18 protein-coding genes are annotated in these 25909 nt (G+C 74.2%); 11 read left to right on the top strand and 7 right to left on the bottom strand.

The genetic code is table 11. From position 1 onward, the window contains the following. Positions 1-267: 267 nt before the first annotated feature. On the top strand, positions 268-1671 hold the full coding sequence (locus ACSMXW_RS33110; protein ID WP_485801806.1) for an MFS transporter: 1404 nt from the start codon (positions 268-270) through the stop codon (positions 1669-1671). Beyond that, the gene (locus tag ACSMXW_RS33105) at positions 1664-2854 is read left to right on the top strand and encodes an enolase C-terminal domain-like protein (protein WP_485801805.1); all 1191 of its coding nucleotides are present in this window, start codon (positions 1664-1666) and stop codon (positions 2852-2854) included. Before ACSMXW_RS33110 ends, ACSMXW_RS33105 begins: the two co-directional genes overlap by 8 nt. Positions 2855-3225: 371 nt before the next feature. Here the strand turns inward: ACSMXW_RS33105 and ACSMXW_RS33100 are convergent, their stop codons facing one another. From ACSMXW_RS33100 to ACSMXW_RS33085, 4 genes are read right to left on the bottom strand one after another with little or no spacing between them, the layout of a single operon-like run. Further along, on the bottom strand, positions 3226-3864 hold the full coding sequence (locus ACSMXW_RS33100) for a TetR/AcrR family transcriptional regulator (RefSeq protein WP_485801803.1): 639 nt from the start codon (positions 3862-3864) through the stop codon (positions 3226-3228). A gap of 10 nt (positions 3865-3874) precedes the next feature. Beyond that, the gene (locus ACSMXW_RS33095; RefSeq protein ID WP_485801802.1) at positions 3875-6010 is read right to left on the bottom strand and encodes a xanthine dehydrogenase family protein molybdopterin-binding subunit; all 2136 of its coding nucleotides are present in this window, start codon (positions 6008-6010) and stop codon (positions 3875-3877) included. Next, positions 6010-7017 (bottom strand): FAD binding domain-containing protein, encoded by a 1008-nt coding sequence (locus ACSMXW_RS33090; RefSeq protein ID WP_485801800.1) that lies wholly within the window; start codon positions 7015-7017, stop codon positions 6010-6012. Before ACSMXW_RS33090 ends, ACSMXW_RS33095 begins: the two co-directional genes overlap by 1 nt. Then, a complete protein-coding gene (locus tag ACSMXW_RS33085) occupies positions 7014-7601 on the bottom strand; it encodes a 2Fe-2S iron-sulfur cluster-binding protein (protein WP_485801799.1) in 588 nt (195 codons plus the stop codon). The genes ACSMXW_RS33090 and ACSMXW_RS33085 overlap by 4 nt, the downstream gene beginning before the upstream one ends. Positions 7602-7694: 93 nt before the next feature. Here ACSMXW_RS33085 and ACSMXW_RS33080 point away from each other — a divergent pair, with 93 nt between their 5' ends. Beyond that, positions 7695-8873 carry an XdhC family protein gene (locus ACSMXW_RS33080; RefSeq protein WP_485801797.1) on the top strand — a complete coding sequence of 393 codons (1179 nt, stop codon included), beginning with the start codon at positions 7695-7697 and terminating at the stop codon, positions 8871-8873. Positions 8874-9049: 176 nt separating this feature from the next. Continuing rightward, positions 9050-10195, top strand: coding sequence for a PP2C family protein-serine/threonine phosphatase (locus ACSMXW_RS33075; protein ID WP_485801795.1), 1146 nt, complete (start codon positions 9050-9052; stop codon positions 10193-10195). Positions 10196-10368: 173 nt separating this feature from the next. Here ACSMXW_RS33075 and ACSMXW_RS33070 read toward each other — a convergent pair whose 3' ends face one another. From ACSMXW_RS33070 to ACSMXW_RS33060, 3 genes are read right to left on the bottom strand one after another with little or no spacing between them, the layout of a single operon-like run. Further along, positions 10369-11610 carry an FAD-dependent oxidoreductase gene (locus tag ACSMXW_RS33070; RefSeq protein ID WP_485801793.1) on the bottom strand — a complete coding sequence of 414 codons (1242 nt, stop codon included), beginning with the start codon at positions 11608-11610 and terminating at the stop codon, positions 10369-10371. Further along, positions 11607-13022, bottom strand: coding sequence for an FAD-dependent oxidoreductase (locus ACSMXW_RS33065; protein ID WP_485801792.1), 1416 nt, complete (start codon positions 13020-13022; stop codon positions 11607-11609). The genes ACSMXW_RS33070 and ACSMXW_RS33065 overlap by 4 nt, the downstream gene beginning before the upstream one ends. Then, positions 13019-14464 (bottom strand): FGGY family carbohydrate kinase, encoded by a 1446-nt coding sequence (locus ACSMXW_RS33060; RefSeq protein ID WP_485801791.1) that lies wholly within the window; start codon positions 14462-14464, stop codon positions 13019-13021. Before ACSMXW_RS33060 ends, ACSMXW_RS33065 begins: the two co-directional genes overlap by 4 nt. Before the next feature lie 321 nt (positions 14465-14785). On the opposite strand from ACSMXW_RS33060, the gene ACSMXW_RS33055 reads away from it, so the two are divergent. From ACSMXW_RS33055 to ACSMXW_RS33025, 7 genes are all read left to right on the top strand, one after another. After that, positions 14786-15784, top strand: a complete 999-nt coding sequence (locus ACSMXW_RS33055) for a hypothetical protein (RefSeq protein ID WP_485801789.1) — start codon at positions 14786-14788, stop codon at positions 15782-15784. A gap of 128 nt (positions 15785-15912) precedes the next feature. Then, positions 15913-17448, top strand: a complete 1536-nt coding sequence (locus tag ACSMXW_RS33050) for an amino acid permease (RefSeq protein WP_485801787.1) — start codon at positions 15913-15915, stop codon at positions 17446-17448. Between the two features lie 198 nt (positions 17449-17646). After that, positions 17647-18063, top strand: a complete 417-nt coding sequence (locus tag ACSMXW_RS33045) for an SSI family serine proteinase inhibitor (protein WP_485801786.1) — start codon at positions 17647-17649, stop codon at positions 18061-18063. A 1113-nt stretch (positions 18064-19176) separates the two neighbouring features. Next, on the top strand, positions 19177-21690 hold the full coding sequence (locus ACSMXW_RS33040; RefSeq protein WP_485801785.1) for a glycosyltransferase: 2514 nt from the start codon (positions 19177-19179) through the stop codon (positions 21688-21690). Next, positions 21687-22988 (top strand): acyltransferase family protein, encoded by a 1302-nt coding sequence (locus ACSMXW_RS33035; RefSeq protein WP_485801783.1) that lies wholly within the window; start codon positions 21687-21689, stop codon positions 22986-22988. The genes ACSMXW_RS33040 and ACSMXW_RS33035 overlap by 4 nt, the downstream gene beginning before the upstream one ends. Before the next feature lie 414 nt (positions 22989-23402). Beyond that, positions 23403-24602 (top strand): 2-keto-3-deoxygluconate permease, encoded by a 1200-nt coding sequence (locus tag ACSMXW_RS33030; RefSeq protein ID WP_485801782.1) that lies wholly within the window; start codon positions 23403-23405, stop codon positions 24600-24602. After that, the gene (locus ACSMXW_RS33025; protein ID WP_485801781.1) at positions 24599-25888 is read left to right on the top strand and encodes a four-carbon acid sugar kinase family protein; all 1290 of its coding nucleotides are present in this window, start codon (positions 24599-24601) and stop codon (positions 25886-25888) included. The genes ACSMXW_RS33030 and ACSMXW_RS33025 overlap by 4 nt, the downstream gene beginning before the upstream one ends. Positions 25889-25909 lie beyond the last annotated feature (21 nt).

The following is a 25909-nucleotide window of genomic DNA, read 5'->3' as shown; positions in this document are numbered from 1 at the left end:
CCTGTTCGATCGGTGTTGAAACTTACTGCCACTCAGTAGCCGATGAACAGAGCGGAGATGAAAGTTTCTGTCAGGCCTCCCGCGCGGACAGCATCCCCGGTTCCCGGCCTTGTGCGGCACCGAGCGCGGGTCTACCGTGTTTTCGCGTTTCTTCGAAATCGTTTTACATAGCCGAAAGCGGTGGTCAGAAGAGGGAGGACGGGGAACGGAGCACCGTCGTGCCCCACACGGCGCACAGCCCTGACCACGCGCTGGCAAGGGAGCACCATGGCACTGCCCGAAGAGCACTCGGCCCCCGCGCCGCCGCCGGAGGAGCACGCCGGTGACGGATATCTGACGGAGCAGGAGAAGAGAAGGACGATCCGCAGGATCGGCTGGCGACTGATGCCGGTCCTGGCGTTCGGCTACTTCGTCAACTCCATCGACAAGACCAACATCAGCCTCGCCGCCCTCACCATGAACAAGGAACTCGGCCTCACCGACGCCGCGTTCGGGCTGGCGTCCGGCCTCTTCTTCGTCGGCTACTTCGTTTTCGAGGTGCCCAGCAACATCATCCTCTACAGGGTCGGACCACGCCGGTGGATCACCCGCATCATGGTGAGCTGGGGCGTCGTCTCCGCTGCCACCGCGCTCGTGCACGGCAGCGGCAGCCTGTACGCGGTGCGCGTCCTGCTCGGCGTGGCCGAGGCGGGCTTCTACCCCGGTGTGCTGCTCTACCTGATGTTCTGGTTCCCCAGCCGCTACCGCGGCCGCATGCTGGCCTTCTTCGTGCTCGGCGGCTCGCTCTCCGGGGTGTTCGGGAACCCGCTGACCGGACTGATCCTGGATCACACCGACGGACTGTTCGGCCTCTCCGGCTGGCGGATGATGTTCGTCCTGGAGGCCCTGCCCGCCGTCGTCATCGGCGTGGTGGCGCTCTGCGTGCTGCGCGACGACCCCGCGGACGCCAAGTGGCTCACCGAGCGGGAGCGCACCTGGCTCACCGGGGAGCTGGCCGCCGAGCGATCGGGGGTGCACGGGCGCAACGCGCACGCGGGAAGCTTCCGGATGATCAGGGACATCCGGGTGGCGATGCTGTCGGCCATCTACTTCTGCAAGAGCGTCGGGCAGTACGGGCTGACGTTCTTCATGCCCCAGATGATCGTGCTGTTCGAGGCGAACGCCCACCACACCTACTCGGCGACCACGGTCAGCCTGCTGACCTCCATCCCCGCGCTCGCCGCGGTGCTCGTGGCCGTCCCCTGGGCCATGCACTCGGACCGGACGGGCGAGCGGATCTGGCACAGCAGTCTGCCGCTGTTCGCCTCCACGGTCGGCCTCTGCGCTGCGGCCGCCTTCGACCAGCCCGTCGTCATCATGATCGCGCTCTGTGTGGCGAGCATGGGCATCGGCACCATGAGCCAGGCGTTCTTCCAGATCCCCGGTCAGTTCCTCACCGGTCTCGCGGCGGCCGGCGGCCTGGCCCTGATCAACGCGGTGGGCAACCTCGGGGGGTTCGTCTCGCCGTATGTGACGGGCTGGCTCAAGGACACCACCGGGACGTTCTCCACGGCGTGCTACGTGATGGGCGCGGTCATGGCCGTCGGCGGTCTCGGCATCCTCGCGTTCCCCCGCGTCGCCCGCCGGAAGGCGCAGTCGGAACTCCTCGGAAAGGCCAGGGCCCATGCCTGAGATGACGATCTCCTCCGTCGAGGTGCAGGCGGTGCGCGGACCGCGTCCGGCACCGCCCCCGGGAGGGGCCCAGAGCCAGGTCAGGCCGCTGCACATCTACCCCGAGCACCGTCCCGTCGCGGGCGCGCCCCGGCCCGCGGAGCCCGAGTGGGCCGAGTCGCTGTACCTGCGGATCGGCACCGACGCGGGGCCGTACGGCTTCTACGGGCCGATCGACCGCGAGGCGGCCTGGCCGGTGGTGCAGGTGTACGCGGACTTCCTGATCGGCCAGGACCCGCTGGCCGGCACGATCCTCTGGGACAAGCTGTGCCGACTGGACCGGCATGCCCGGCACGGCCATCTGAAGATGGCGCTCAGCGCGGTCGACAACGCGCTGTGGGACCTGCGCGGCAGGGTGTTCGGCGTACCCGTGTGGCGGCTGCTCGGCGGCGCCGGGCGCAGCCGGGTGCCCGCCTACGCCAGCACGCTGGGCACCTCCCTGGAGCCGGAGACGGTGCGGCAGGTCGCGGAGCGGCTGGCCGGGGAGGGCTTCGCGGCACAGAAGTGGTTCCTCGCGCACGGGCCCGGCGAGGGCTGGGAGGGCCTTCGCGCCGACGTGGCGCTCGCCGAGACGGTGCGGGAGACCCTGGGCCCGGGTGCGGAGCTGATGTTCGACGCTTTCATGGGCTGGGACCCGCACCACGCGACGACCTGGGCGCGGGAGGTGGAGGGGCTGCGGCCCCGCTGGCTGGAGGAGCCCTTCCCGCCCGCCCAGTACGGGGCGTTCACCGAGCTGCACCGTGCGACGCGGGTGCCGCTGGCCGCCGGCGAGCACCTCTACGACCGCGCGGACGTGCTGCCGTACCTGCGGGACGGTGTGCTGTCGGTGCTCCAGACCGACCCGGAGTGGTGCGGCGGGGTCACCGAACTGGTGCGGATCTGCGCGCTGGCCGAACCGTACGGGGTGCCGGTGATCCCGCACGGCCACGGGCTGCACGCCGCGCTGCACGTGGTGGCGAGCCAGCCGCCGGGGACCTGCCCCATGGTGGAGTACCTCTTCCGGCACATCCCCGTCCGGCACCACTTCGAGGCGGACCCGCCGGCGCCGGTCGACGGCGGCTTCGTCCTTCCGGACGAGCCCGGCTTCGGTATCGAACTCGACCAGACGAAGATCGACGGCATCCGCACCTGGCACCCCGCGTAGGCCGTTCGCCCCCGGCTTCGCGTGCCGTGCCTCTTGACAAGGCGGGTGGCGGGGTCGCATGAAGGTGGGTGGCAGTACCGCCCGGGAGGACGGGGCGTACCGGGGGCGCGGCATGCCCCGTCCGATGGCGTGGACGGAGGTCGTACGCGGAGGATGAACCGAGGTGGGCTTACACCGCCGCGTACGACCCCTCCCCGCACGAGAAAATTACTAGTCAAGCCAGGGTCAAGAAAGGGTTTCTTTCAGTCAATGGCGCTTGGCTCTCTCTTGACGTGGGCGAGGTGTGCCCGGGCGTTCGTCCCGGTGTCGCCCCTTGGGCCCGCGGGCTGTCCGGGGCGGTCCAAGCCGTGCGGGTCACGACGCCGAGCGTGTCAGCTCCCGGCCGGTGCGGGCGGATCCTCGTCGGGCTCCGGGGACGCATAGCCCGACGCCAGGGACCGGGCGGCGCGGGCCGCACGGGCCGCGACGGACTCGCAGACCTCCAGCGGAGGGCCGAACGAGCCGTCCAGCAGGAGGGCCGCATAGCCCCGGGACAGACAGCGCAGGGCCTCCAGCAGGGCGACGGCCGACTCCGGTTCCGCGAGCGCCAGGGCGCTGGGAAGCTGGAGGTCCACCAGCGAGCGGGTGCTCTCCTTCAGTTCCGGACGGCAGGCCCGCAGGTCGACGTCCATCAGCAGCTCGAAACAGCTCTGGTAGCGGGCCGCCGACCGGACGTAGGCGCTGGCCACCGCGGCGAGCCGGTCCTCGGGCCGGTCGGCGGCGGCCATCGCCTCCTCGCAGGCGGCCCGCAGGTCGCGGGCGACCGTGTCGGCGGCGGCCGCGAGCAGCGCCTTCCGGTCCGGGAAGTGCCGGTAGGGCGCGGCCGGGCTGACCCGGGTGCGGCGTGCGGCCTCTGCCACCGAGAAGCCGTGCACGCCGCACTCGGCGACGATCTCCAGCGTGGCGCGGACCAGCGCCGCGGGGAGGTCGCCGTGGTGGTAGGAGCCGCCCGCCTGCCCGGTGGCTGACATCCGCCCTGCCCTACCGGGCGGGGGCGGGGGTCTGTTCGCCCGGTGCGTGCCGCAGCGCGCGACGTGCGTCCTCTATGCGCAGCGGCAGATCGCGGACGCGGACGCCGGTGGCGTGGTGGAAGGCGTTGGTGACGGCCGCCGCCGCTCCCACGATGCCCAGCTCGCCGATGCCCTTGCCGCCCACCGGGTTGAGCCGGTCGTCGCGCTCCTGAAGCATGTGCGCCTCGATCGCGGGGACGTCGGCGTTGGCGGCGTAGTGGTACCCGGCGAGGTCGTGGCCCACGAAGTCGCCGAAGAGCGGGTCCAGTTCGCCGATCTCCAGCAGCGCCATCGACAGACCCATCGTCATCGCGCCGACGAGCTGCGAGCGCGCCGTCTTCGGGTTGAGGATGCGGCCGGCGGTGAAGACGCCGAGCATCCGGTCCACCCGGATCTCGCCGGTGTCCGTGTCCACGCGCAGCTGCACGAACTGTGCGCCGAACGCGTGCCTGGACAGCTCCTGCTGCCCCTCGATGTCCTCGGAGGTGTCCGCGTGCACCTCGAGGCCGCCCTCGGGCACCACGCCCGCGAACGCGTCGAGCTTGTCGACGAGCGCACGGCAGGCCTTGTCCACGGCCCAGCTCCACGACGCGGTGCCCATCGAGCCCCCGGAGAGCGCGGCCATGCCCAGCGAGGCACGGCCGATCTCCAGGCGCAGCCGGTCCAGCGGGATGCCCAGCGCGTCCGCGGCGACCTGCGCCATGGCCGTCCGGGCGCCCGTGCCGACGTCCGTCGCGCCGACCCGCACGACGAAGGTGCCGTCCGCCTCCGCGCGTGCCACGGCCGTGGACGGGCGGACGTAGACGGGGTGGGTGGAGGAGGCCATGCCGGTGCCGACCAGCCAGCGGCCCTCGCGGCGGCTCGCCGGCTTCGGGTCGCGGTACTGCCAGCCGAAGCGGGAGGCGCCCTCGCGCAGGCAGTCGACCAGAGCCCGGCTGCTGAACTCCAGGCCGCTGAAGGGGTCGGCCGCGGGCTCGTTGCGCAGACGCAGCTCGACGGGGTCGATCTCCAGCGCCTCGGCCAGCTCGTCCATGGCCGACTCCAGCGCGAACATGCCCGGGGTATGGCCCGGTGCGCGGAAGAAGCCGGGGGTGGGGATGTCCAGCCGGGAGAGCCGGGAGACCGTGCGGATGTTGGGCGAGGCGTACATCAGCCGCGCGTCCGCGGTGGCGTTCTCCCCGAACTCCTTCAGCCGCGACGTGTGGTTCAGCGAGTCGTGCACGACCGCGGTGAGCCGGCCGTCCCGGCCGGCGCCGAGGCGGACCCGCTGAATGGTCGCCGCCCGGTGGGTGACCAGCGAGAACATCTGCTGGCGGGTCAGTGCCACCTTCACCGGGCGCTCGACGACCCGGGCCGCCATGACGGCCAGCACGGACGACGGGCGGGGGAAGCCCTTGGAACCGAAGCCGCCGCCGACGTACTCGGCGACGACCTCCACCGCGGAGGCGTCGATGCCGAACAGCGCGGCGATCGTCTCGGCGTAGCCGAACGGGCCCTGGTTGGAGTCGTACAGCGTCAGCCGCTCCTCGTCCCAGACCGCGATGGTGGCGTGCGGCTCCATCGGCATGGCGTGCTCGGCGGGCGTGGTGTACCGGGCGTCCACGACCACGTCCGCGGCGGCGAGCGCCGCGTCCGGGTCGCCCAGTTGCATGGTGGCCGGGAACATGCCGTTGAGCGTCTCGGGCGTGTAGGCGGTGTCGTCGTCGCGGAGCAGCACCTCGTGGGGCTCCTGCTCGTAGGAGACCGGCAGGGCCTCGGCGGCCCGGCGGGCCGCCTCCAGGGAGGTGGCGACGACACCGGCGACGATCTGGCCGCGGTAGGCGATCTCGGGCGACTGCAGCACCATCATGTCCGGGTCGCCGTCCGGCTGAAGCCTGGGGGCGTTGGTGTGGTCGAGCACGGCGAGCACACCGGGGCGGCTCAGCACGGCCGCGGCGTCGACGTGCGTGACACGGCCGCGGGCGATGGTCGAGACGGCCGGGAAGACGTACACGACGCCTTCCACCGGGTACTCGTACGCGTACTGCGCGGCGCCCGTGACCTTGTCGTACCCGTCGAGGCGGGTGACCGGGGTGCCGAGGGACTGGGTGAGGGTGCTCGTGCTCATCAGCGGTCCTTCCTTGTGGCCTGGTCGGCCAGGTCGCGCACGACGGCGGAGATCAGGTCGGCCGCCAGTTCCACCTTGAACGCGTTGCCGGGCAGCGGGCGCGCCATGGCGAACTCGGCCCCGGCCGCGGCCCGCAGCGCCTCCTCGGTGGGGCGCCCGCCGCGCAGCGCCGCCTCCGCGGCCCGGGCGCGCCACGGCCGGGTGCCGACCCCGCCGAGCGCGATCCGGACGTCCGCGAGCGTGCCGTCCGCTGCCACGTCCACCACGGCGGCGACGCTGACCAGCGCGAACGCGTACGACCAGCGGTCGCGCACCTTGCGGTAGCGCATCGCGGCCCCGGCGGGCGGCGCCGGCACCTCCACGGCGGTGATCAGCTCGCCGCGCTCCAGCACGGTCTCCTTGTGCGGGGTGTCGCCCGGCAGCACGTACAGGTCCTCGACGGGCACGGTGCGGGTGGCACCGTCGGGCGCCCTGAGGTGGGCGACGGCGTCCAGCGCGACCAGCGCGACGGCCATGTCCGAGGGGTGGCCGGCCACGCAGTGGTCCGAGGTGCCGAGCACGGCCGCTTCGCGGTGCGCGCCCTCACGGGCGGGGCATCCGGAGCCCGGTTCGCGTTTGTTGCAGGGCTTGGTGACGTCCTGGAAGTAGCCGCAGCGGGTGCGCTGCAGCAGGTTGCCGCCGATGGTGGCCTGGGAGCGGAGCTGCCCGGAGGCGCCGGCGAGCAGTGCCTGGGAGAGGACGGGGAAGCGGGTGCGGACGCCCTCGTCGCCGGCGAGTGCGCCATTGCGCACGGTGGCACCGATGAGGACCGAGCCGTCCGGGCGGTGCTCCACCGAGTCAAGCGGGAGGCGGGAGACGTCCACCAGCAGGCCGGGCTCCGTCACACCGAGCTTCATCAGGTCGACGAGGTTGGTGCCGCCGCCGAGGAAGACGGCGTCGGGGCGCTCGGCGACCAGGGCCTGGGCCTCGGCGGCACCCGCGGCACGTACGTAGGCGAACTCCTTCATCGGGCCTCTCCGTTCGCGGTCGCGGGGGCGGCGGCCGCTTCGAGGACGGCTTCCACGATGCCGCCGTACGCGCCGCACCGGCACAGGTTCCCGCTCATCCGCTCGCGCACCTCCTCGGCGTCGAGCGCGAAGGCCCCGGGGACGCCCGCGGTGGTGTCCTCCGTCACCACGCTCGGCCAGCCGCGCTCGGCCTCGCCGAGGGCGCCCACGGCGGAGCAGATCTGGCCCGGTGTGCAGTAACCGCACTGCAGGCCGTCGTACTTGAGGAACGCCTCCTGGACCGGATGCAGATCGCCGCCGGTCGCCGCGGCGGCCGGCAGGTCGGCCACGCCCTCGATGGAGACGATGTCACGGTCGTCGACGGCGACGGCCAGCAGCAGGCAGCTGTTGGCCCGCTCCCCGTCGACCAGTACCGTGCAGGCGCCGCACTGGCCGTGGTCACATCCCTTCTTGGTGCCGGTCAGCCCAAGGCGCTCGCGCAGCGTGTCCAGCAGGGTCGAGCGGTTGTCCACGGTCAACTCGTGCCGTTTGCCGTTGACGCGCAGCACCACGTCGCTGCTCGACGATGAATGTGAGAGGGTCATACATCTGAATGTATCAAGCTCTTACATTGGAGCCAGAGCCCGGTCCGGCCCTGTGGATCCGGGAAGTTGGGCGGAAGGGAGCATCTGTCGCCCATGCGTGGCGTTGTGTTGAAGGAGATGGAGCGCTGGTGGCGCGCCGGTGAGCCGTTCGCATGTGCGACCGTGGTGGAGACCTGGCGGTCGTCGCCGCAGCCGCCGGGCGCCCAGATGCTGGTCGGCCCGGACGGCACGGTCGTCGGCAGCGTCTCGGGCGGCTGCGTCGAGGGCGCGGTCTACGACCTGTGCCAGGAGGTGATCGCCGACGGCCGGCCGGTCCTCGAACGGTACGGGGTCAGCGATGAGGACGCGTTCGCGGTCGGCCTGACCTGCGGAGGCATCATCGACGTCTATGTGGAGCGGATCGACCCGGCGTCCTTCCCCGGCCTGGACGAGCTGGCCGCCGCCGTCCGCGGTGGGGAACCCGTCGCCGTGGTCACCTGTGTGGCCGCGACGGCGCCACGGGATCCCGGGGAGCCCGCCGGCGCCGCGGAGCCTGCCGGGGGCGGCGATCCGGCCGCGCGTCTCGGCCGCCGTCTCGTGCTGCGCGCGGACCGCGTGGACGGCTCGCTCGGCACCGAGCTGCTGGACCGAACGGCCGCGGAGGCGGCCCGGGGCATGCTCGCCGAGGGCCGGACGGGCACGGTGCGCCGCGGCTACGACGGCAGCACCCGCGGGGACGACCTCACGCTCTTCGTCTCCGTGCACGCCGCGCCGCCCAGGATGCTCGTCTTCGGTGCGATCGACTTTGCGGCTGCGACCGCGCGGATGGGCAGTTTCCTCGGGTACCGTGTCACGGTCTGCGACGCCCGGCCGGTGTTCGCCACCTCGCGCCGCTTCCCGGACGCCGCGGAGGTCGTCACCGACTGGCCACACCGCTATCTGCGGGCCGAGGCCGAGGCGGGCCGGATCGACGCGCGGACGGTCGTGTGCGTGCTCACCCACGATCCGAAGTTCGACGTGCCGCTGCTGGAGGTCGCCCTGCGCCTGCCGCTCGGGTACGTCGGCGCCATGGGCTCCCGCCGCACCCACGAGGACCGTCTCGCCCGGCTCCGCGAGGCCGGTGTGAGCGAGGCGGAGCTGGCCCGGCTGTCCTCGCCGATCGGTCTCGACCTCGGTGCCCGTACCCCGGAGGAGACGGCGGTGTCGATCGCCGCGGAGATCGTCGCGACGCGGTGGGGCGGCAGCGGGGAGCGTCTGACGGCCCGCTCGGGCAGCATCCACAGCACCACCTGACCGGCGGGCGACCCGGCCCCGCGCTGACCGGCCCCGCGCCGCCGCCCGGCGCGCCGCCCCGTCGCAAGCCGGCGCTGGCGGGCCCCGGCGTGCCGGGGGCGGGGCGCGGCCGGGGCGGGTTACGTTGTCGGGGCCGCTGCCCTCCCCCACGCCCGTCAGCGCCCGGTGATTCCGCCATGCCCCAGTCCGCACGCCGCGCGAGAAGGTCGTACACCGCGCTCCTGGTCTGCATCGTGCTGCTCGTCGCAGGCGCGATGGGGGACCTCTTCGGGCCGCGGCCGTACACGGGCCTGCCGCTGCTGGCCGCCGCCCCGCTGGTCGGGGGCGCCCTGCTGGCCTTCCGCCAGGCCGTGGCCGTCGCGATCGCCGCCTGTGGGGCGTCGGTCGCGCTCGACCTCCACTTGGAGCGCTACCTGGTGGCCCTCGTCGTGGACGTCGCCGACATCGCCGTGGTGGGCCTCGTGGCGCTGGTGGTCAACACCGTCCTGCACCGGCAGCGCCGCAGGATGGTGCGGGCCATCGACGTCTCGGAGGCCGCGCAGCGCGCGATCCTGCCCGACCTGCCGAGCGCCGCGGGACCGCTGCGAGTGGCGGGACGGTACGAGGCGGCGCTGGCGGAGGCCAGGATCGGCGGCGACCTGTACGCCGTGCAGCCCACGCCGTTCGGGGTGCGCGCGCTGATCGGGGACGTCCGTGGCAAGGGGCTGCAGGCGGTCGGCACGGTCTCGGTGGCCATCGGGGCGTTCCGCCAGGAGGCGGAGCACGCGCCGACGCTCGGCGAGCTGGCGCTGCGGCTGGACGCCGCCCTGCGCCTGGAGGGCGAGCGCAGGGCGGCGGCGACCGACTCCGAGGAGTTCACCACGGCGGTGCTCGCCGAGTTCTCGCCCGAGGGGGACACCGTCCGGCTGGTCAACCACGGGCATCCCGCGCCGTACCTGGTGCACGACGGCACCGTGACCCGGCTCGACCCCGGCTCCCGCCGGCTGCCGCTGGGGCTCAGCCTGCCCGAGTCCACCGGCGGCGGGTCACCGCCGGTGGACACCGTCGCACTGCCGCCCGGGGCCGTCCTGCTGCTCATCACGGACGGTGTGATCGAGGCGCGCGATCCCGAGGGCGAGTTCTACGACCCGGCCGCCGGTGTGCTCGCCCACCGCACGTTCGGGAACCCCGGCGAGCTGGTGGACGCTCTGGTCCACGACATCGCGGAGTGGACCGGGGCGGGGGCCCAGGACGACATGGCGATCCTGGCGCTCACGCCTGCGTCCGGGTTTTCGTGGCCGTCGGCGCACGTGTACCGGAGTGACCGGGTGGAGGGTGGGTGAAGGGGCTGTTGTACGGGGGTGGATGAGGGCGCTCCTGCCTGGGCAGCCGGTTCTCGCCTGCGGCGGGCTTCCAGGGCAGCCCTTGCGGTCCCCCTCGTCCACCGGCCGGTGGCAGCTGGGCGCGCAGGTTCCCCGCGCCCCCTCTTGGGTGGGCCCTCACCACTGGTGTGGGCTCACCCCACCGTTACCCGTACCGGGCCGCCCGCCGGGTTCACCTGGGGGGTCCAGGTCCCGGAGAGGGGTAGCGGGCGGCCCGGGGCCGCGGTGTGGAGGTGGCGTTCGGTGTGCAGGGTGCGGGTGCCCTGGGTGACGTGGAGGACGGGGCGGGTGAGGAAGCGGTCGGTGCGCAGGAGGAAGGTCGTGGGGGTGGGCGCGTCGGGGGTGAGGAGGTTGGGGGCGATCCAGCGCAGCGGCGGTGCGACGCGCACCGGCACGGTGTCCGCGTCCGGCCAGCCGGCCGGGCTGGTGAGCCGGCGCAGCACGGAGCGCGCGGCGAGTGCGCCCTCGTGGGCCGCGATCCGGGCGCTCTCGGCGGCGTGCAGCACGCTGCCCACCGCGAAGACACCCGGGCGCGAGGTGCGGAACGCCGTGTCGACGGCCGGTCCCCGGGTGCCCGGGTCGAGCGTGATGCCGCCCTGCCTGGCCAGCACCTGATCGGGTGTGAAGTCGCCGGTGAAGACGACGGTGTCACAGGCCAGCACGGCGGTGCGTCCGTCGTGCCCGCGCAGCCGCAGCCCGGTCAGCCGGGGGCGGCCCAGCACCTCGGCCACCTCCGCGCCGGTCAGCAGCGGCACCCGGCCGGCCAGCCGGGCCCACTGGGCGCGGGCGGCGCCCGCCTGGGACCGGGGCAGGGAGGTGACCATGGCGACGGTCTCGGTGCCCGCGCGGCGCAGGGTGTCCAGCGCGACGTAGGAGACCGGTTCCGCACCGACGACGACCGCCCGCCGCCCGACCGGCTGGCCGTAGAGGTGCACCGCCTGCTGGAGTTCGCCGGTGGTGAGCACCCCCGCGGGCCGGGTGCCGGGGACGAGGCGGGCGCTGCGGGGGCGTTCGCGGGCGCCGGTGGCGAGCAGGACCGCCCGGGCCGTGATGCGCTCGGGTCCCCGGGGGCCCGTGGTGTCCAGGGTGGTGGGGGCGGCCCAGCCGAGCGCGGTGGTGCCGGTGCTCAGCTCGGCCCCCGCACCGGCCGCGGCCTCGGCGGCCCGCGCGGCGTACTCGGGCCCGGTCCACCAGCGCCCCGGCGGCCCGAAACCGCGCTGCTCGCAGTGGCGTGGCACGCCGCCGGCCTGCTGCTCACGGTCCACGACCAGCACCCGTCCCGCGCCGCGGGCGGCGAGCCGGGCCGCAGCGGCGAGCCCGGCCGGGCCCGCGCCCACGACCAGCACGTCCACGCTCAGGGCGGCGGGCCCGCTCATACGCCCTCCCGCACGGCCGAACGCTCGACGAGGTCGCGGACCGCGGGGCCGCACCAGGTGCCCTGGCAGCGGCCCGCCCCGGCCCGGGTGCGGCGGCGCAGCCCCGCCGGCGAGCGCGGCGGCACGGGCGCGGCCAGCGCATCGCGGATCTCCCCCCGGGAGACCAGCTCGCAGTGGCAGATGACGGTGCCGTACTCCGGGTCGGCGGCGACCAGGGGCGCCTGCCGGCAGGGGCGCGGGGCGGCGCGGCCCATCGGCGGCATGCGCAGCGGCGGCAGGTCGCGTTCGGCGCCGAGGTCCAGTCCCGCGTCGGCGAGCAGACCGGTGACATGGGCGGCGATGCCCATGGAGGCGGTGAGGCCGGTGGAGCGGATGCCGCCGACGGTCACCGCCCGCTGCCCGGGGTGGGCCCGGATCCGGTAGTCCTCCTGACCGGTCGCGGCACGCAGTCCCGCGTAGACGGCGGTGACCTCCTCGTCGAGCAGGGCGGGCAGGATCCGCCGGCCCTTCGCGCGGAGCAGGGCGATGCCCTCGGCGGTGGACTCGGTGGCGTGCCTGTCGTGCAGGTCCTCGGCGGTGGGGCCGAGCAGCACATTGCCGTACACGGTGGGCGCGACGAGCACCCCCTTGCCGAGGGCGGTGGGGACGGGCAGCAGGATGTGCCGGACCAGGTCCCCGGCGAAGGTGTCGAAGACGAGGAGCTGGCCGCGGCGCGGGGTGACCGTGAAGTCGTGGTGGCCCAGCATCGCGTCGACGGCGTCGGCGCTCAGGCCCGCGGCGTTCACCAGGTACCGGGCGCGCAGCGGGCCGCGGGAGCAGCTCAGCTCGTGGTGGCCGCCGCTCTGCCGGATGCCGCGCACCCGGCAGTTGAGGTGCAGGTCGGTGCCGGCGAGTACGGCGTGGGTCGCGTACGCGAGGGTGGTCGTCCAGGGGCAGATGATGCTCTCGCCGGGCACCTCCAGGGCGCCCAGGGCGCCGGGGCCGAGGTGGGGCTCGCGCGCGTACAGCTCGCCCGGGGTGAGCAGGCGGGTGTCGTGGCAGCCGTTGCGCGCGGCCTTGCCGGCCAGTTCCGGGAGCCGGGCGAGCTGTTCCCCGTCCCAGGCGACGAGCAGCGCGCCGACGCGCTCGACCGGGATCCCGGCCTCGGCCGCGTAACGGGCGAGGCGCCGCGCCCCGTCGGCCGTGAGGCGGGCCTCCAGCGAGCCGGGCACCGCGTCGAAACCCGTGTGCAGGATGGCGGTGTTCGCCTTGGAGGTGCCTTCGCCGACGTCGTCGGCGGCCTCCAGCAGCGCGATGCGCAGGCCCCGGTGGCGGGCCAGCTCGCGGGCGATCGCGGCGCCGACCACGCCCGCCCCGAGCACGGCGACGTCGTACGGGTCCCGGGGCAACGGCCCCGCGGTGGTGACGGTCACGGCGCCACCGCCTCGCGGCTCAGCAGGGCGGCTACGGCGGCCCGGAAGCGGGCGCGGCGCTCCCCGGCCTCCGCGGGACCGGTCCGGGGCTCGTACACGGTGGCGGGGCGCCAGGCGGGCACCGCCTCATCGGGGGTGAGCGAGGGGTCGAGGCCGAGGCGGGCGGCCGCGGCCACGCCGAGCGCCGTCGCGTCGTGCACCGCGGACACCTCCACGGGTCGCTGGAGCAGGTCGGCCTGAGTCTGCATCAGCAGGGCGGAGCGGGTCAGGCCGCCGTCCACGCGGAGCGTGCCGAGTGGGGCGCCGAGGTCGCGGGCGGCGGCGTCGGCGGCCTCGGCGACCTGGGCGGCGATGCCCTCGCACAGGGCCCGCACCAGGTGCCCGGGGGCGGTGTCCAGGCCGAGGCCGGTGAGTGAGCCGCGTACCTCGCCGCGCCACCACGGGGCGGCGAGCCCGGCCAGTGCCGGCACGAAGGTGACGCCGCCGGTGCCGGCCACCGAGGAGCCGACGCGGTCCAGGTCACCGGCGCCGGAGATCACCCCGAGGCCGGTGAGCCAGGCGACGGCGGACGCGGCGGCGTAGACCTGGCCGTCCAGGCAGTAGGCGGGCCGGCCGCCGAGCCGCCAGGCGACACAGCTCACCAGGCCCTGTCCGCTCCTGAGCGGCCGGCCGCCGGTGGCGGCGAGCAGGAACGCGCCGGTGCCGTAGGTGCACTTGGCGGTGCCCGGCTCGGTGACGCGCAGCGCGAGCAGGGCCGCCTGCTGGTCGACTAGCAGGCCGGTGAGCGGCAGCGGTGCGCCGAAGGCGGTGGTGGTGCCCGCCCGGCAGCCCGCGTCCACGATCCCGGGCAGCCGCTCGCCGCCGAGCCCGAAGGCGTCCAGGGCGGCCGGTGACCAGTCGACCTCGTCCAGGTCGAGGAGCTGGGTGCGGCCGGCGGTGGCGGCATCGGTGACGAACGCTCCGGTGAGGCGGTGCACCAGCCAGGAGTCGGTGGTGGTGACGACCCCCTCGGTGGTGAGGTTGCGGCGGATCCAGGCCATCTTCGGAGCGGCGAAGTAGGGGTCGAGCGGCAGGCCGGTGAGCTGCCGGAGCTCGTCGGCGCGCGGGGCGAGGCCGGCACAGACCGTCTCGGCCCGTTTGTCGTGCCAGACGATCGCGTCGGTCAGCGGCCGGCCGGTGGCCGGGTCCCAGGCGAGCACGGTCTCACCCTGGTTGGCGAGGCCCACCGCGGCGACCGGCTCGCCGGCCGCGGCGAGCGCCTGGCGGCCGGCGTCCAGCACGGACGCGTACAGGTCCGCGGGGTCGGCCTCGGCGCGGGCGCCGGGCAGCTGACGGACGGTCACCGGGGCGGTGCCGGTGCCGAGGACGCCCCGCTCCGGGCAGACCACGAGGGCCTTGGTCCCGGAGGTGCCCTGGTCGATGGCGAGCACCGAGCCCGTCATGGCCCACCCCCCACGAGGTCGTCCGTCGAAGCCGTGTTCCGTGCTCACGCGCCGGTCGACACCGCTCACGACCGTTCGTGATCACGTGCTGATCAGCCTTGTCCAGAGCCCCGGGCACCGTCAAGCGCACCCGCGGGAACCCCGTGCTCACTCTCCATCGCCGATGGGCCACTATGCGTGGAGAAAGATCCTCGATTTCCGCCACCCGTCGGAAGCGCCGCCTCTACACTGGCGGCCGACTGTCGCACACCCCATGCATTCCGCGGAGCACTGCTTGCGAGTTCACCTGGCCCCGTCCTGCCGCGCCGGGGCGACCCACTGATGTCCCCGACGGGTTTTCGTCCTGCATACCACCCGGCCGGCCATGACTCCGACCTGCGCGTCGCGCTGCAGGACCTGCGCGTCGGGCGCTGGATGTCCATGCGGGACCTGCTGGAGGCCACCGCCGGCCGGCCGCTGTGGACGCAGCGCACCCAGATCCTGGCGGCCGCCGCCGCGGGCACGGACCTGGTGCAGGCGTGGCGTGCCGAGGAGCCGCACAGCGTGGCGGCCGCGGTGATGCACGGCCGGGTCGCGGTGGAGCGTGCGCTGCGGGCGCACCGCGAGGGCCACCGGCACACCCAGGACCTGTGGCACCAGGCCTGGGAGGCGTGCCGGATAGCCGCCCGCACCGCCGAGGACGACCCGGTGCCGTGGGTGTGCCTGCTGGCGCTGGCCCGTCTCGACGAGCGGCAGCAGTGGGACGAGCACCGGGTGGCGCCGCCCGAGCCGATGCTGCCGCCGGGGCCCTGGGGCCTGCTCGCGCAGGCCGACAAGCGGGATCCCTACAACCGCGAGGCGTACCACAGGATGCTGCAGTTCCTGTACGCCAGGCCCACGGGCGGGCGGCTGACGGAGGCGGTCAACTTCGTCCAGTGGGCGGCCTCTTCGGCGCCGGCCGGCTCCCCGCTGCATGTGCTGCCGCTGTACCTGCACGTCGAGCGGTACCGCAGGGACGGCGGCCGGGACGCGGCGCTGGACCTGCACTGGGTCGCGGAGGACGCCACCAGGGAGGCCCGGCGGGCGCTGTACGAGTGGTTCGACCACGTCTCCCCCGCGGAGAGTTCCCTGCTGGACATGAGCCATCTGGCGCACGGCCTGTGGGGCGCCCTCCAGTTCCGGGAGGCGGGCTGGGTGTTCAAGGCGCTCGGCCCGTACTACACGCCGGTGCCCTGGGTGTACCGGGTGGCGGACGCCCGGGACACCGCCGCCGCGGCGGAGCTCTTCGCGCAGGCGCGGGCGCGCTGCCTGGCCGCGTTGGACGGCACCCGCGGCAGCTGAGCGGCCGCCCGCCCCGCCGGCCCCGCGTCCCCGCCGCACCACCGACCGCCCGCCGCCCGATATCGAGGACCCATCTCCCTTCTGCTGCTGTACGTCTCAGGTGTACGTCGTTCTACGGAGGTAAGCGCGTGTCCCGCCCCACATGGTCGAGTACGAACACCGACGGCCGCCCACCGCACGACGAGGAACAGCGGCTCCGCGAGCTCGGCTACCGGCCGGTGCTGGCCCGCCGCATGGGCGGTTTCGGCAACTTCGCCATCAGCTTCTCCGTGATCTCCATCCTGTCCGGCTGCATGACGCTCTACGGCTTCGGGCTCGGCACCGGCGGGCCGGCGGTGATGCTGTGGGGCTGGGCCGGGGTGGGGCTCTTCGTGCTCTTCGTGGGCATGGCGCTTGCCGAGGTCACCAGCGCGTACCCGACGTCGGGGGCGCTGTACTACATGGCGGACCGGCTCGGTGGCCGCCGCTGGGGCTGGTACACGGGCTGGCTCAACCTGCTGGGGCTGCTCGGCGCGATCGCCGGGATCGACTACGGGGCGGCGTTGTTCACCGGCGCCCTGCTGAACCTGCAGTTCGGCTTCCATCCCACGCCGGGCTCCACCATGCTGGTCTTCTGCGGCATCCTGCTGCTGCACGCGGTGCTCAACCTCTTCGGGGTGCGGCTGGTGAGCCTGCTGAACTCCATCAGCGTGTGGTGGCACCTGGCGGGCGTGGCGCTGATCGTGGCCGTGCTGGCGATCGTGCCGGACCACCACCAGTCACCGTCGTTCGTGTTCACCACGTTCGTCAACGACACCGGCTGGTCGAACCCGGTGTACGCGGCGGCGATCGGGCTGCTCCTCGCGCAGTACACGTTCTGCGGGTACGATGCCTCCGCACACCTGTCCGAGGAGACCTCGAACGCGTCGGTGTCCGCGGCACGCGGCATAGTGCGGTCGATCTGGGTCTCCTGGATAGCCGGCTTCGTCCTGCTGGCGGGCCTGACCTTCGCGATCCAGGACTACTCGGGCACGCAGAACAGCGCGACGGGTGTGCCGCCGGCGCAGATCCTGCTGGACTCCCTCGGGACCGACGGCGCCACGGCGCTGCTGCTGGTGGTGATCGTGGCCCAGCTCTTCTGCGGCAACGCCGAGGTCGCCGCGGCCAGCCGCATGGTGTTCGCGTTCAGCCGGGACAACGCCCTGCCGGGGTCGAGCCTCTGGCGCAGGGTCAGCAGTCGCACCCAGACGCCCGTTCCCGCGGTCTGGCTCTCCGTGATCGTGGCCGGTGTGCTGGCGCTGCCGTCGCTGTACTCGGCGACCGCGTACGGCGCGGTGACGGCCATCAACGTCATCGGGATCACCCCCGCGTACGCGCTGCCGATCCTGCTGCGGCTGCGCAAGGGGGACGCCTTCCGCCGCGGGCCCTGGCACCTGGGCCGGTGGAGCCGGCCGGTCGGCTGTGTGGCGGTGACCTGGGTGGCCCTGGTGACGGTGCTGTTCTGCCTGCCGCAGTCCTCGCCCATCACCGTCGACTCGATGAACTACGCGGTGATCGCGCTCGCGGTGGTGCTGGTGCTGGCCAGTGTCTGGTGGTACGTCGCACGCGGTGCCTACGGCACACCGGACACCTCCGCGTACGGCTCGGACCGGGAGCAGGCGGAGATCGCGGAGGGCATCGTCTGAGCGCGACGGTGGCCCTGTTCCGCCGACGGTTCGCTGCCCGGATGCCAGGCCCGAGGCCATCGTCACTGCACGGGTGGTGTGCCGCGAGCGGGCCGTGGGGCCCGTGGGGGGCCAGCAATGGCTCATTCCGCTCCCCCGCCCGGTGGTGACGTGGGCCTAGGTTCGTGCCGCCCTCATCGGACCCGAGAAGGAGGCACCATGATCCGCAGACCCACCGCCGCGGCGCTCGCCGCCGCGGCCACCCTGACCCTCGCGCTCACCGCGGCGGGCGCGGCCCCGGCCGCCGCGCAGCCGTCGGCGGCACCCGCCAGTGCCCTGGCCCTCACCCTCGTCGCCTCCGACCTCTCGCAGCGCCCCGTCGACGAGGCGACCCTGGAGTGCGACCCCGACGGTGGCACCCACCCCGACCCCGCGGCGGCATGCGCCGCGCTCACCGCCGTGAAGGGCGACTTCACCCTGCTCCCCTCCGTCCCCGGCCGGACCTGTCCCACCGTCGTCGACCCGGTGACGGCCACCGCCACCGGCACGTGGCAGGGCACGCGCGTGTCCTACCGGGAGACCTTCGTCAACCGGTGTGCCGCCGAGGTCGGCACCGACGACGTCTTCAGGTTCTGACCCGCCCGGCTCCCGCACCCGGCGCTGCGGCGTGCCGGCCCCGCGCCACCCGGGGGCCGGCACGCTCGGCGCCACCCGCCACCCGGCCGGCCGGGGTGTACACGGTGCGCACCCCGGCCTTCACCGAATCCTCCGACTTCATACGGGTGTTACAACCCCGTAGGTGTGGTGTCACCGCAGGGGGTGAGGCTAAGGTGACACACTGCCGTCCGGCTCCAAGGGTTGAACGGTTGCGCACACAAAAGCTCGGTCCTCCCCCCACAATCCGAACAGGATGGGACCACTCATATGCCTCACGCGCTGACGCACCGCCCCCCGCCCACCGCGCCTGCCCAAGGGCCCGCGTCCAGTTGCGAGCCCGCGGGTCCGGGCGCGCACCGGCCTGACGTGCCGGGCGCGTCCGTGGCCCCCGGCCTCCCGCACCGGATGCCGTCGGCCGTTTCTTGAACATCCGGCCCTGTTCCCTGCCGGGACGGGCCGGAGGCGTCCTGCCCTCGCGCCTCGCGATGAGCGCCGCAACCCCCCATGTCACGGCGCCCGACGGGTGCCGGGCGCGGTCCTTCGGGGCCCCGTCCGGTCTCCACGCGAGACGGGCCGCCGGGCCCCGTCCGGCGCTGCCGGCCCCCACGCCGGCCGCGCCCGCCTTCCGGCACGACCCCGGCCGCCGCAGACACCCGGGCCCCGCCCGGGGTGCCGCCGGCGCACCGGGACCAGCCGGGCACTGAGGGGCTGACGCCTCCGGCCCGCGCGGAACCCGGGCGCCCACCGGCCACCCGGACACGGTGCACCCGTGCACGGGTGCACGGGCACATCGCCGCCCGTCCTCGGTGTTCCGAGCGGTGACGCCGCCGCCGTGCCCCGGCCGGTTCCGCCGCGCCGGCGGCATGTCCCGTCCGCGCCCCGGTCCGGCGCGCCCGCGCCGGGTCCACCGGGGCATCCCCCCACACACACGCGACGGCCTCCGCCCGACCCGGTCCGCCGGCAGGGCGGCCGTCGGCGACCCCCGAGCCGGACCGCGGCCGGCGGCCCCGCTCACCGCACCACCCGTTTGCCATGGGACCTCCCGCGCTGACCACGTGCCCATGGACCCCCCACCGGTAAAGGAGACGCACGGTGCTCATCACGCAGCACACCACCTCATCACCCTCGTCCGCCCCACCACCCGCAGGCCGGCCGGGCCGCGGCGAGCCGGTGCCCGCCCGGGTGCTGGCCGTCGGCAGCCCGGGGCCCCGGCTCGACCGGTTGCTGTGGGCGCTGAAGTCCACCGGGCACCCGGTGGCGCACGCGCTGCCGTCCGAAGCGGGCGCCCGGTTGCAGCAGGCGCCGCCGGACGCCGTCGTCGTCCTCCAGGAGTCCCGCACCGCGCTCCGGCAGGACCGAGCAGGGCTCCAGGAGGACCGGACCACGTTCCTGGAGGACCGCACCGGGCGGCCGTGGGAGCGGACCGGACTACCGGAGGACCGGCTGCCAGGCGACCACCGCGGACTCCGGGCGGACCTGACGGGCCGTCCCGAGGACCGCATCGGCCAGGGCCCCGGCAGCGCGGAGGTGATCGCGGCGGTCCGTGCCGTGCCGCCGGGCAGCGCACTCCCGCTGCTGGTGGTGACGGCGCCGGACACCGGCTCGGGGGCGGTCGCCGAGTTGCTCGGGCACGGCGCCGACGACTGCCTGCGGTACGACTCGGAGCCCGTCGAGCTGTCCGCCCGCATCGAGGCGCGGCTGCGCCGGGTGCCCGTTCCCGTGGAGAGCCTGCCGCTCGACCCGCGCACCGGCCTGTACTCGTACCACCACTTCCTGGGCGAACTGGGCCGGGAGTTGCAGCGCGCGCGGACCGGGCGGCGCGGCGGCGCCCTGGCCGTGGTGGCCGTCGCCGAGATGGCGGGCCTGGAGACCAGGCTCGGCCCCCGGGTGCACCGCGAGGTCGCCGAGCGGCTCGCCGGTGTCGCGGAGAAGCTGGGCAACGTCTGCGACCGGCTCGGCTGGGACGAGGACGGGCACCTGCTGATGCTGATCCCGGACGTCGACGAGGAGACCACCCGCCGCAGGCTGGAGCAGTTCGCACACGCGGTGGCAGGCACCCGCTTCGTGGTCGCCGACGAGAACGTCCGGCTGACCCCCGCGATCGGCTGGCTGCCCATCGAGCGCACCGCCGAGCGCGAGAAGCTGGTCCGCGCGGCCGCGCAGGCGGCCGCCGAGGCGATGAACCACCGCGATCTGCGGCCGGTCCGCCATGCGCCGTGGATGGACGGCCTAACGCACCGGGGGCCGCGCCGCTCCCTCGTGCGGCCGCTGCTGTCCAGCATGACGCCGGCGCTGGTGCTGCTGCTCGGGCTCGGGGTGCCCTTCGTGCTCTACCGGCAGCTCTGCCTGGCCGGCTTCGACCTGGGCTCGGCGATGTACTGGGTGGTGGTGGGCGGCCTGCTGGTCTCCGCCGCACTGGTGGCGCTGGAGTGCCTGTTCGCGCTGGACGCGCCCGCCCGGCCGAAGAGCCCCGGGCAGCCCTACCCGCCGGCCAGTGCGGTGATCGCGGCGTACCTGCCGAACGAGGCGGCCACCATCGTCGACACGGTGGAGTCCTTCCTGCGCCTGGACTACCCGGCCGAGCTGGAGATCGTCCTCGCGTACAACACACCGCGCCCGCTGCCGGTGGAGGATACCCTGCGCGAGATCGCCCGGCGCGACCCGCGGCTGGTGCTGCTGAAGGTCCGCGGCTCCACCTCCAAGGCGCAGAACATCAACGCGGCGGTCAGCCGGATCCACGGGGAGTTCGTGGGCATCTTCGACGCCGACCACCACCCGGAACCGGCCGCCTTCCGGCACGCCTGGCACTGGCTGTCGAACGGCTACGACGTGGTGCAGGGCCACTGTGTGATACGCAACGGCGACAGCTCACCGGTCGCGAGCCTGGTGGCGGTGGAGTTCGAGTCCATCTACGCGGTGAGCCACCCGGGGCGCACCCGGATGTACGACTTCGGGGTGTTCGGCGGCTCCAACGGCTTCTGGCGGTCCGATCTGCTCGCCAGGATCCGGATGCACGGCACCATGCTCACGGAGGACATCGACTCCAGTCTGCGGGCCCTCGAATCGGGGGCCAGGATCGCCATGGACCGGACGCTGATCTCGCGTGAGCTGGCGCCCACCACGCTGAGGGCGCTGTGGAACCAGCGCGCCCGCTGGGCGCAGGGCTGGCTCCAGGTGTCGCTGAAGCACCAGTGGCGGGTGCTGCGCGGCGGGCCCTTCACACGCAGGCAGCGGTTCGGGCTGACGGTGCTGCTGTGCTGGCGGGAGATCCAGCCGTGGCTGGGGTTGCAGATCGTGCCCATCCTCGCCTACTCGGCCTGGCGCGAGGGCGGAGTGGACAAGCTGCACTGGCTGGTGCCGAGCTGCCTGCTGGCCGTGCTGTTCACGATGGCGTCGGGTCCGTTGCAGGCGGCGTTCGCCTGGCGGCTCGCGGCGCCCGAGATACGCCGCCGCAAGGGGTGGTTCTGGCGGTACATCGTGTTCTCCACGTTCTTCTACAGTCACCTGAAGAACATGGTGGCCCGTCAGGCCCACCTGAAGGAGGCCCTGGGCGACCGCCAGTGGCGGGTCACCCCGCGCGCCTCGGCCCCGGCGGTGCGGTCATGAGCGCCGGCACCGCGAGCACCGGAGCCGCAGGAACCACCCCCGCAGGAACCACCCCCGCAGGAAGCACTGCCGGGGCGGGGGGAGCCGCGGGCCGGGCGCGGGCCGCCGCCCAGCACCCGCCGGAAGGGGCACCGCCGCGCAGCCGTGCGCAGGAGATCGAGGGCTTCCGCGGCATCGCCGCGCTGAGCACCGTCGTCTTCCACGTCTGGCAGATGTACATGCAGTACGGACCCGACGGGCCCGAACCGCCCGTCGGCAACATGGCCCTGGGGTCGCTGATCTCCCTGGAGGTGGTCGACCTCTTCCTGGTGATGTCCGCGTACCTGCTGACGCTGTCGTACGCACGGGCCGCGATCGACGGCGGCGCCACCCGCCCGGCGCGGTCCTTCATGTACCGGCGCATCATCCGCATCCTGCCGCTGTACTACCTGATGGTGCTCGTGGTGTGGGTGAGCAGGAACCCGGTGCTGCCCGGCAACTGGCTGGACCTGGTCGAGCACCTCACCTTCACGCACCTCTTCGACCGGCAGCGGATCTTCTACACCATCGGGCCCACCTGGTCGCTCTCCCTGGAGATCATCTTCTACTTCGTCCTGGTGGCGCTCGGGCCGCTCGCGATCCGCCTCTGCCGGCGCTTCGCGAACCGCTCGACGCGGGTGGCGATCTGTGCCGGAGGGTGTGTGCTGCTGTTCGTGCTGCCGCTGGTGTGGATCGCGGTGGCCCGGTACGTATACCACGTGGGGCACCTGGACTACCCGGTGTACTTCGGTCCGCAGGCCCGCTTCGGCGGGTTCGCGGCCGGCATGCTGCTGGCCGTGCTGTCGGTGGCCCTGAAGGACCGCGGCATGCTGCCCACCGCACTCGCCGTGCCGCTGCGCGTCGGGTGCCTGGTGGCGCTCTACGTGCTGTCGTGGGTGTCGGTGCCGGAGAACGCCGCGTTCACCTTCTTCCACCCGATGTCCTCGGTGGTGTGGATGGTGCTGCTCTACGCCACCCTGCGCAGCAGGCGGAAGGGTGCCTGGCACCGGGCGCTGCGGGCCCGGTGGCTCACCTTCGTGGGGCTGATCAGCTACAGCCTCTACATCCTGCACGAGCCGGTGATGCTGGAGTTGGACGAGCACGGGCTGCTGCCCGGCGGCCCGTACGGCTACGCCCTGGGCACCGTGCTGGTGCTCGGCCTCGCGATCCCCGCCTCGGTGGTGACGTACTGGTTGGTCGAGTACCCGGCGGGGCTGCTCGGCCGGCTACAGGACAAGTCCGGGGCGAAGCGTGAGTTCTATCCGGAGCCGGTGAGCTGACCTGACCGGCCGGCGCCGTCGTGGCGCCCCGGCGCACGGGGCGCCACGACGGCGCCGGGGTCCCCGCCCGCCGGCGGGGACCCTTTGCCGTGCGGCCGGGGTCCGCCGTGCCTCTGGTGTGCGGCTGCGGGTGCGCCGTGCTTCTCGGGGCCTCGCCGGCCGCCCCGACCACCGCATGTGCCCGGTCGGGGTGCGCCGTGTGGCTCCGCCGCGTCTCTCCCCGGCGGCTACCTGCAGGTGATGCGCGATGTGCGCGGCCAAGGCCGGAGGCGGTGGGAGTGTGATGCTCGTTTCACGCACATTGCGCGAATCGCGCAACGGGTCTAGCGTCACCCCAGGCGGAATGCACGGATCCCCTTGCTGTCGGGGACGGTGTGCAGGCCGGTTCCGGTACAGCGAAGGCAGGAGCCGCACATGTCCATACCGATCAAGAGGAGCCTGGAGCGGGTGCCGGGCGGGATGATGCTGATCCCGCTGCTCATCGGAGCGGTGATCAACACCGCGCACCAGGGGACCGGCGAGTTCTTCGGCTCGTTCACCGGCGCGCTGTTCTCCGGCTCCCTCACCATCCTCGCGGTGTTCTACGTCTGCATGGGCGCCACCATCGAGCTGCGCACCACTCCGTACGTGCTCCGTAAGGGCGGGGCGCTGCTGCTGGTGAAGGTGCTGATGGCGGTGGTCGTCGGCGTGGTGCTGGGGCACTTCCTGGGCGAGGGCCCGGTCAGCGGCGGGGCGTTCGCCGGGCTCTCCACGCTGGCGGTGGTGGCCGCGCTGAACGACACCAACGGCGGCCTCTACATGGCGCTGATGGGCCAGTTCGGAAAAGCCAAGGACGCCGCCGCCTACTCGCTGATGAGCCTGGAGTCCGGCCCGTTCCTCACCATGGTGACACTGGGCGTCGCGGGGTTGTCGTCGTTCCCCTGGCAGACCATGCTCGGCGCCATCCTGCCGCTGATCGTGGGCATGGTGCTGGGCAACCTCGACCCGCAGATGCGCACGTTCCTGGGTGCCGCGGTCCCCGTCTGCATCCCCTTCTTCGGCTTCGCTCTCGGCGCCGGCATCAACCTCTCGGCGGTGTGGACGGCGGGGCTGCTCGGCCTCGGGCTCGGTCTCTTCGTGCTGGTCTTCAGCGGCGCCACCCTCTTCGTCACCGACCGGCTGATCGGCGGCAACGGCATGGCGGGCCTCGCCGCGGCCAGCACCGCGGGGAACGCCGCCGCGGTGCCCGCCCTGGTCGCCGCGGCCAATCCGGCGTACAAGCAGGCCGCGGACAAGGCCACGGTGCTGGTGGCGGCCTCGGTGGTGGTGACCTCCCTGCTGGTGCCGGTGGTCACCGCCGCGTACCACCGCAGGCTCCAGCGGCTGGCGCCGCCCTCCGCCGAGGGCCGTGACCCGCGGCCGGTGTCCGCCGGGGCAGCCGCCGTCGCCGCGGGCGCCGAGGCCGCCGGCCAGCAGCCGGTGGGCGCTCCCACCGGCTCCGTACCCGCGGCCCGCCCCGGCACCGCACCGCGCCCGGCAGCCGGGGGAGCCGGCGGGGGCACCACCCCACCGCGACCGGCCGCCGAGAGCACCGGCGAGGGCACAGTGACCGGCGAGGGGACCGCGCGCCCGTGAGTCCGCACGCACCCGCCCTGCTGATCGTCGCGGACGACCTGTCCGGCGCCGCGGACACCGCGGCGGCCTTCGCGCACCGCGCCCGGACGGCCGTGGTCCTCGATCCCGGGGCGCGCCCGGCGGACGCCACCGTGGTCGCCGTCGACACCGACAGCCGGTACCTGTCGCCCGACGAGGCGGCCGCCCGGGTCACCCGCGCGCTGGCCGGGTACGGTCCCGGCACCCCGGTCTACAAGAAGATCGACTCCACCCTGCGCGGCGCCGTCGGCCCCGAGGTGCGCGCCTGCCTGGCCGCGCTCCGGGACCGCGACGGCGCCCGCCACCTCGCCGTGGTCGCCCCGGCGTTCCCCGCCACCGGCCGCACCGTCGCCGGCGGCCGGGTGTTCGTGGACGGCACACCGCTGGACCTGAGCCACCCGGACCGCGTTCCTCTCGCCGAGCAGCTGACCGCGGCCGGTCTGACCGTGCAGCTGCTGGGCCTCGACGCGCTGCGGCGGGGGGACGGCGCCCGGCTGCTGGCCGAGGCGTCCGGCCGGGCCGACGCGGTCGTGGTGGACGCCGCCGACGACAGCGACCTCGCCGGGACGCTGCGGGCCACCGCGGGTCTGCCGGTGCTGCTGGTCGGCTCCGGCGGCCTGGCGCACCACCTCGCGCTGCCACCGACTGCCGGGCCGGGCCCCGCCGAGGCATCCCGGACCGCCGAAGGCTCCCAGCCCGTCGAAGCCCCCCGGCCCACCGAGCCGTCCGCGGCCCCGGGCCCCCTGCTGATCTGCGTCGGCAGCCGTACCGAGCAGGCCAGCGCCCAGCGCCGGGCGCTCATCGAACGGCTGCCGGCGGTCGCCGTCACCGTCGGCACCGGCCCGGACGGGCCCCGGGTCGCCGGGCGTGCGCTGCGTGCCGCGCTGCTGGCCGGCCGGCACGCGGTGCTCTTCCCGGACCCCGGTGCCAAGGTGCGCCCGGCCAGGGCCGGGGAGTTCGCCCACGCCCTGGCCGAGGCTGCGGCCGGCGGGCTGCCGTCGGCCGGGGCCCTCGTCGCCACCGGCGGGGAGACCGCGCGCGCCGTCCTGCGTGCCGCGGGCGTCGGCACCCTGGCCGTGCTGGGCGAGCCGGCGCCCGGTGTGGTCCGCATGCGCACGCCCGCCGGGCTGACCGTCGTCACCAAGGCGGGCGCCTTCGGCACCGAGGACACCCTGCTGGACGCCGCCCGAGCCCTCCTCGGCCGGACCCCCACCACGGCCGAGGGCACCGGCCCCGCCGCCGCCGGCGCCGGGAGCGTCCCGTCATGACCGGAACCGATTGCGCCGCCG

The organism is Streptomyces sp. DSM 116793, from assembly GCF_057320905.1.
This window is presented reverse-complemented; position numbering and strand designations above follow the sequence as displayed.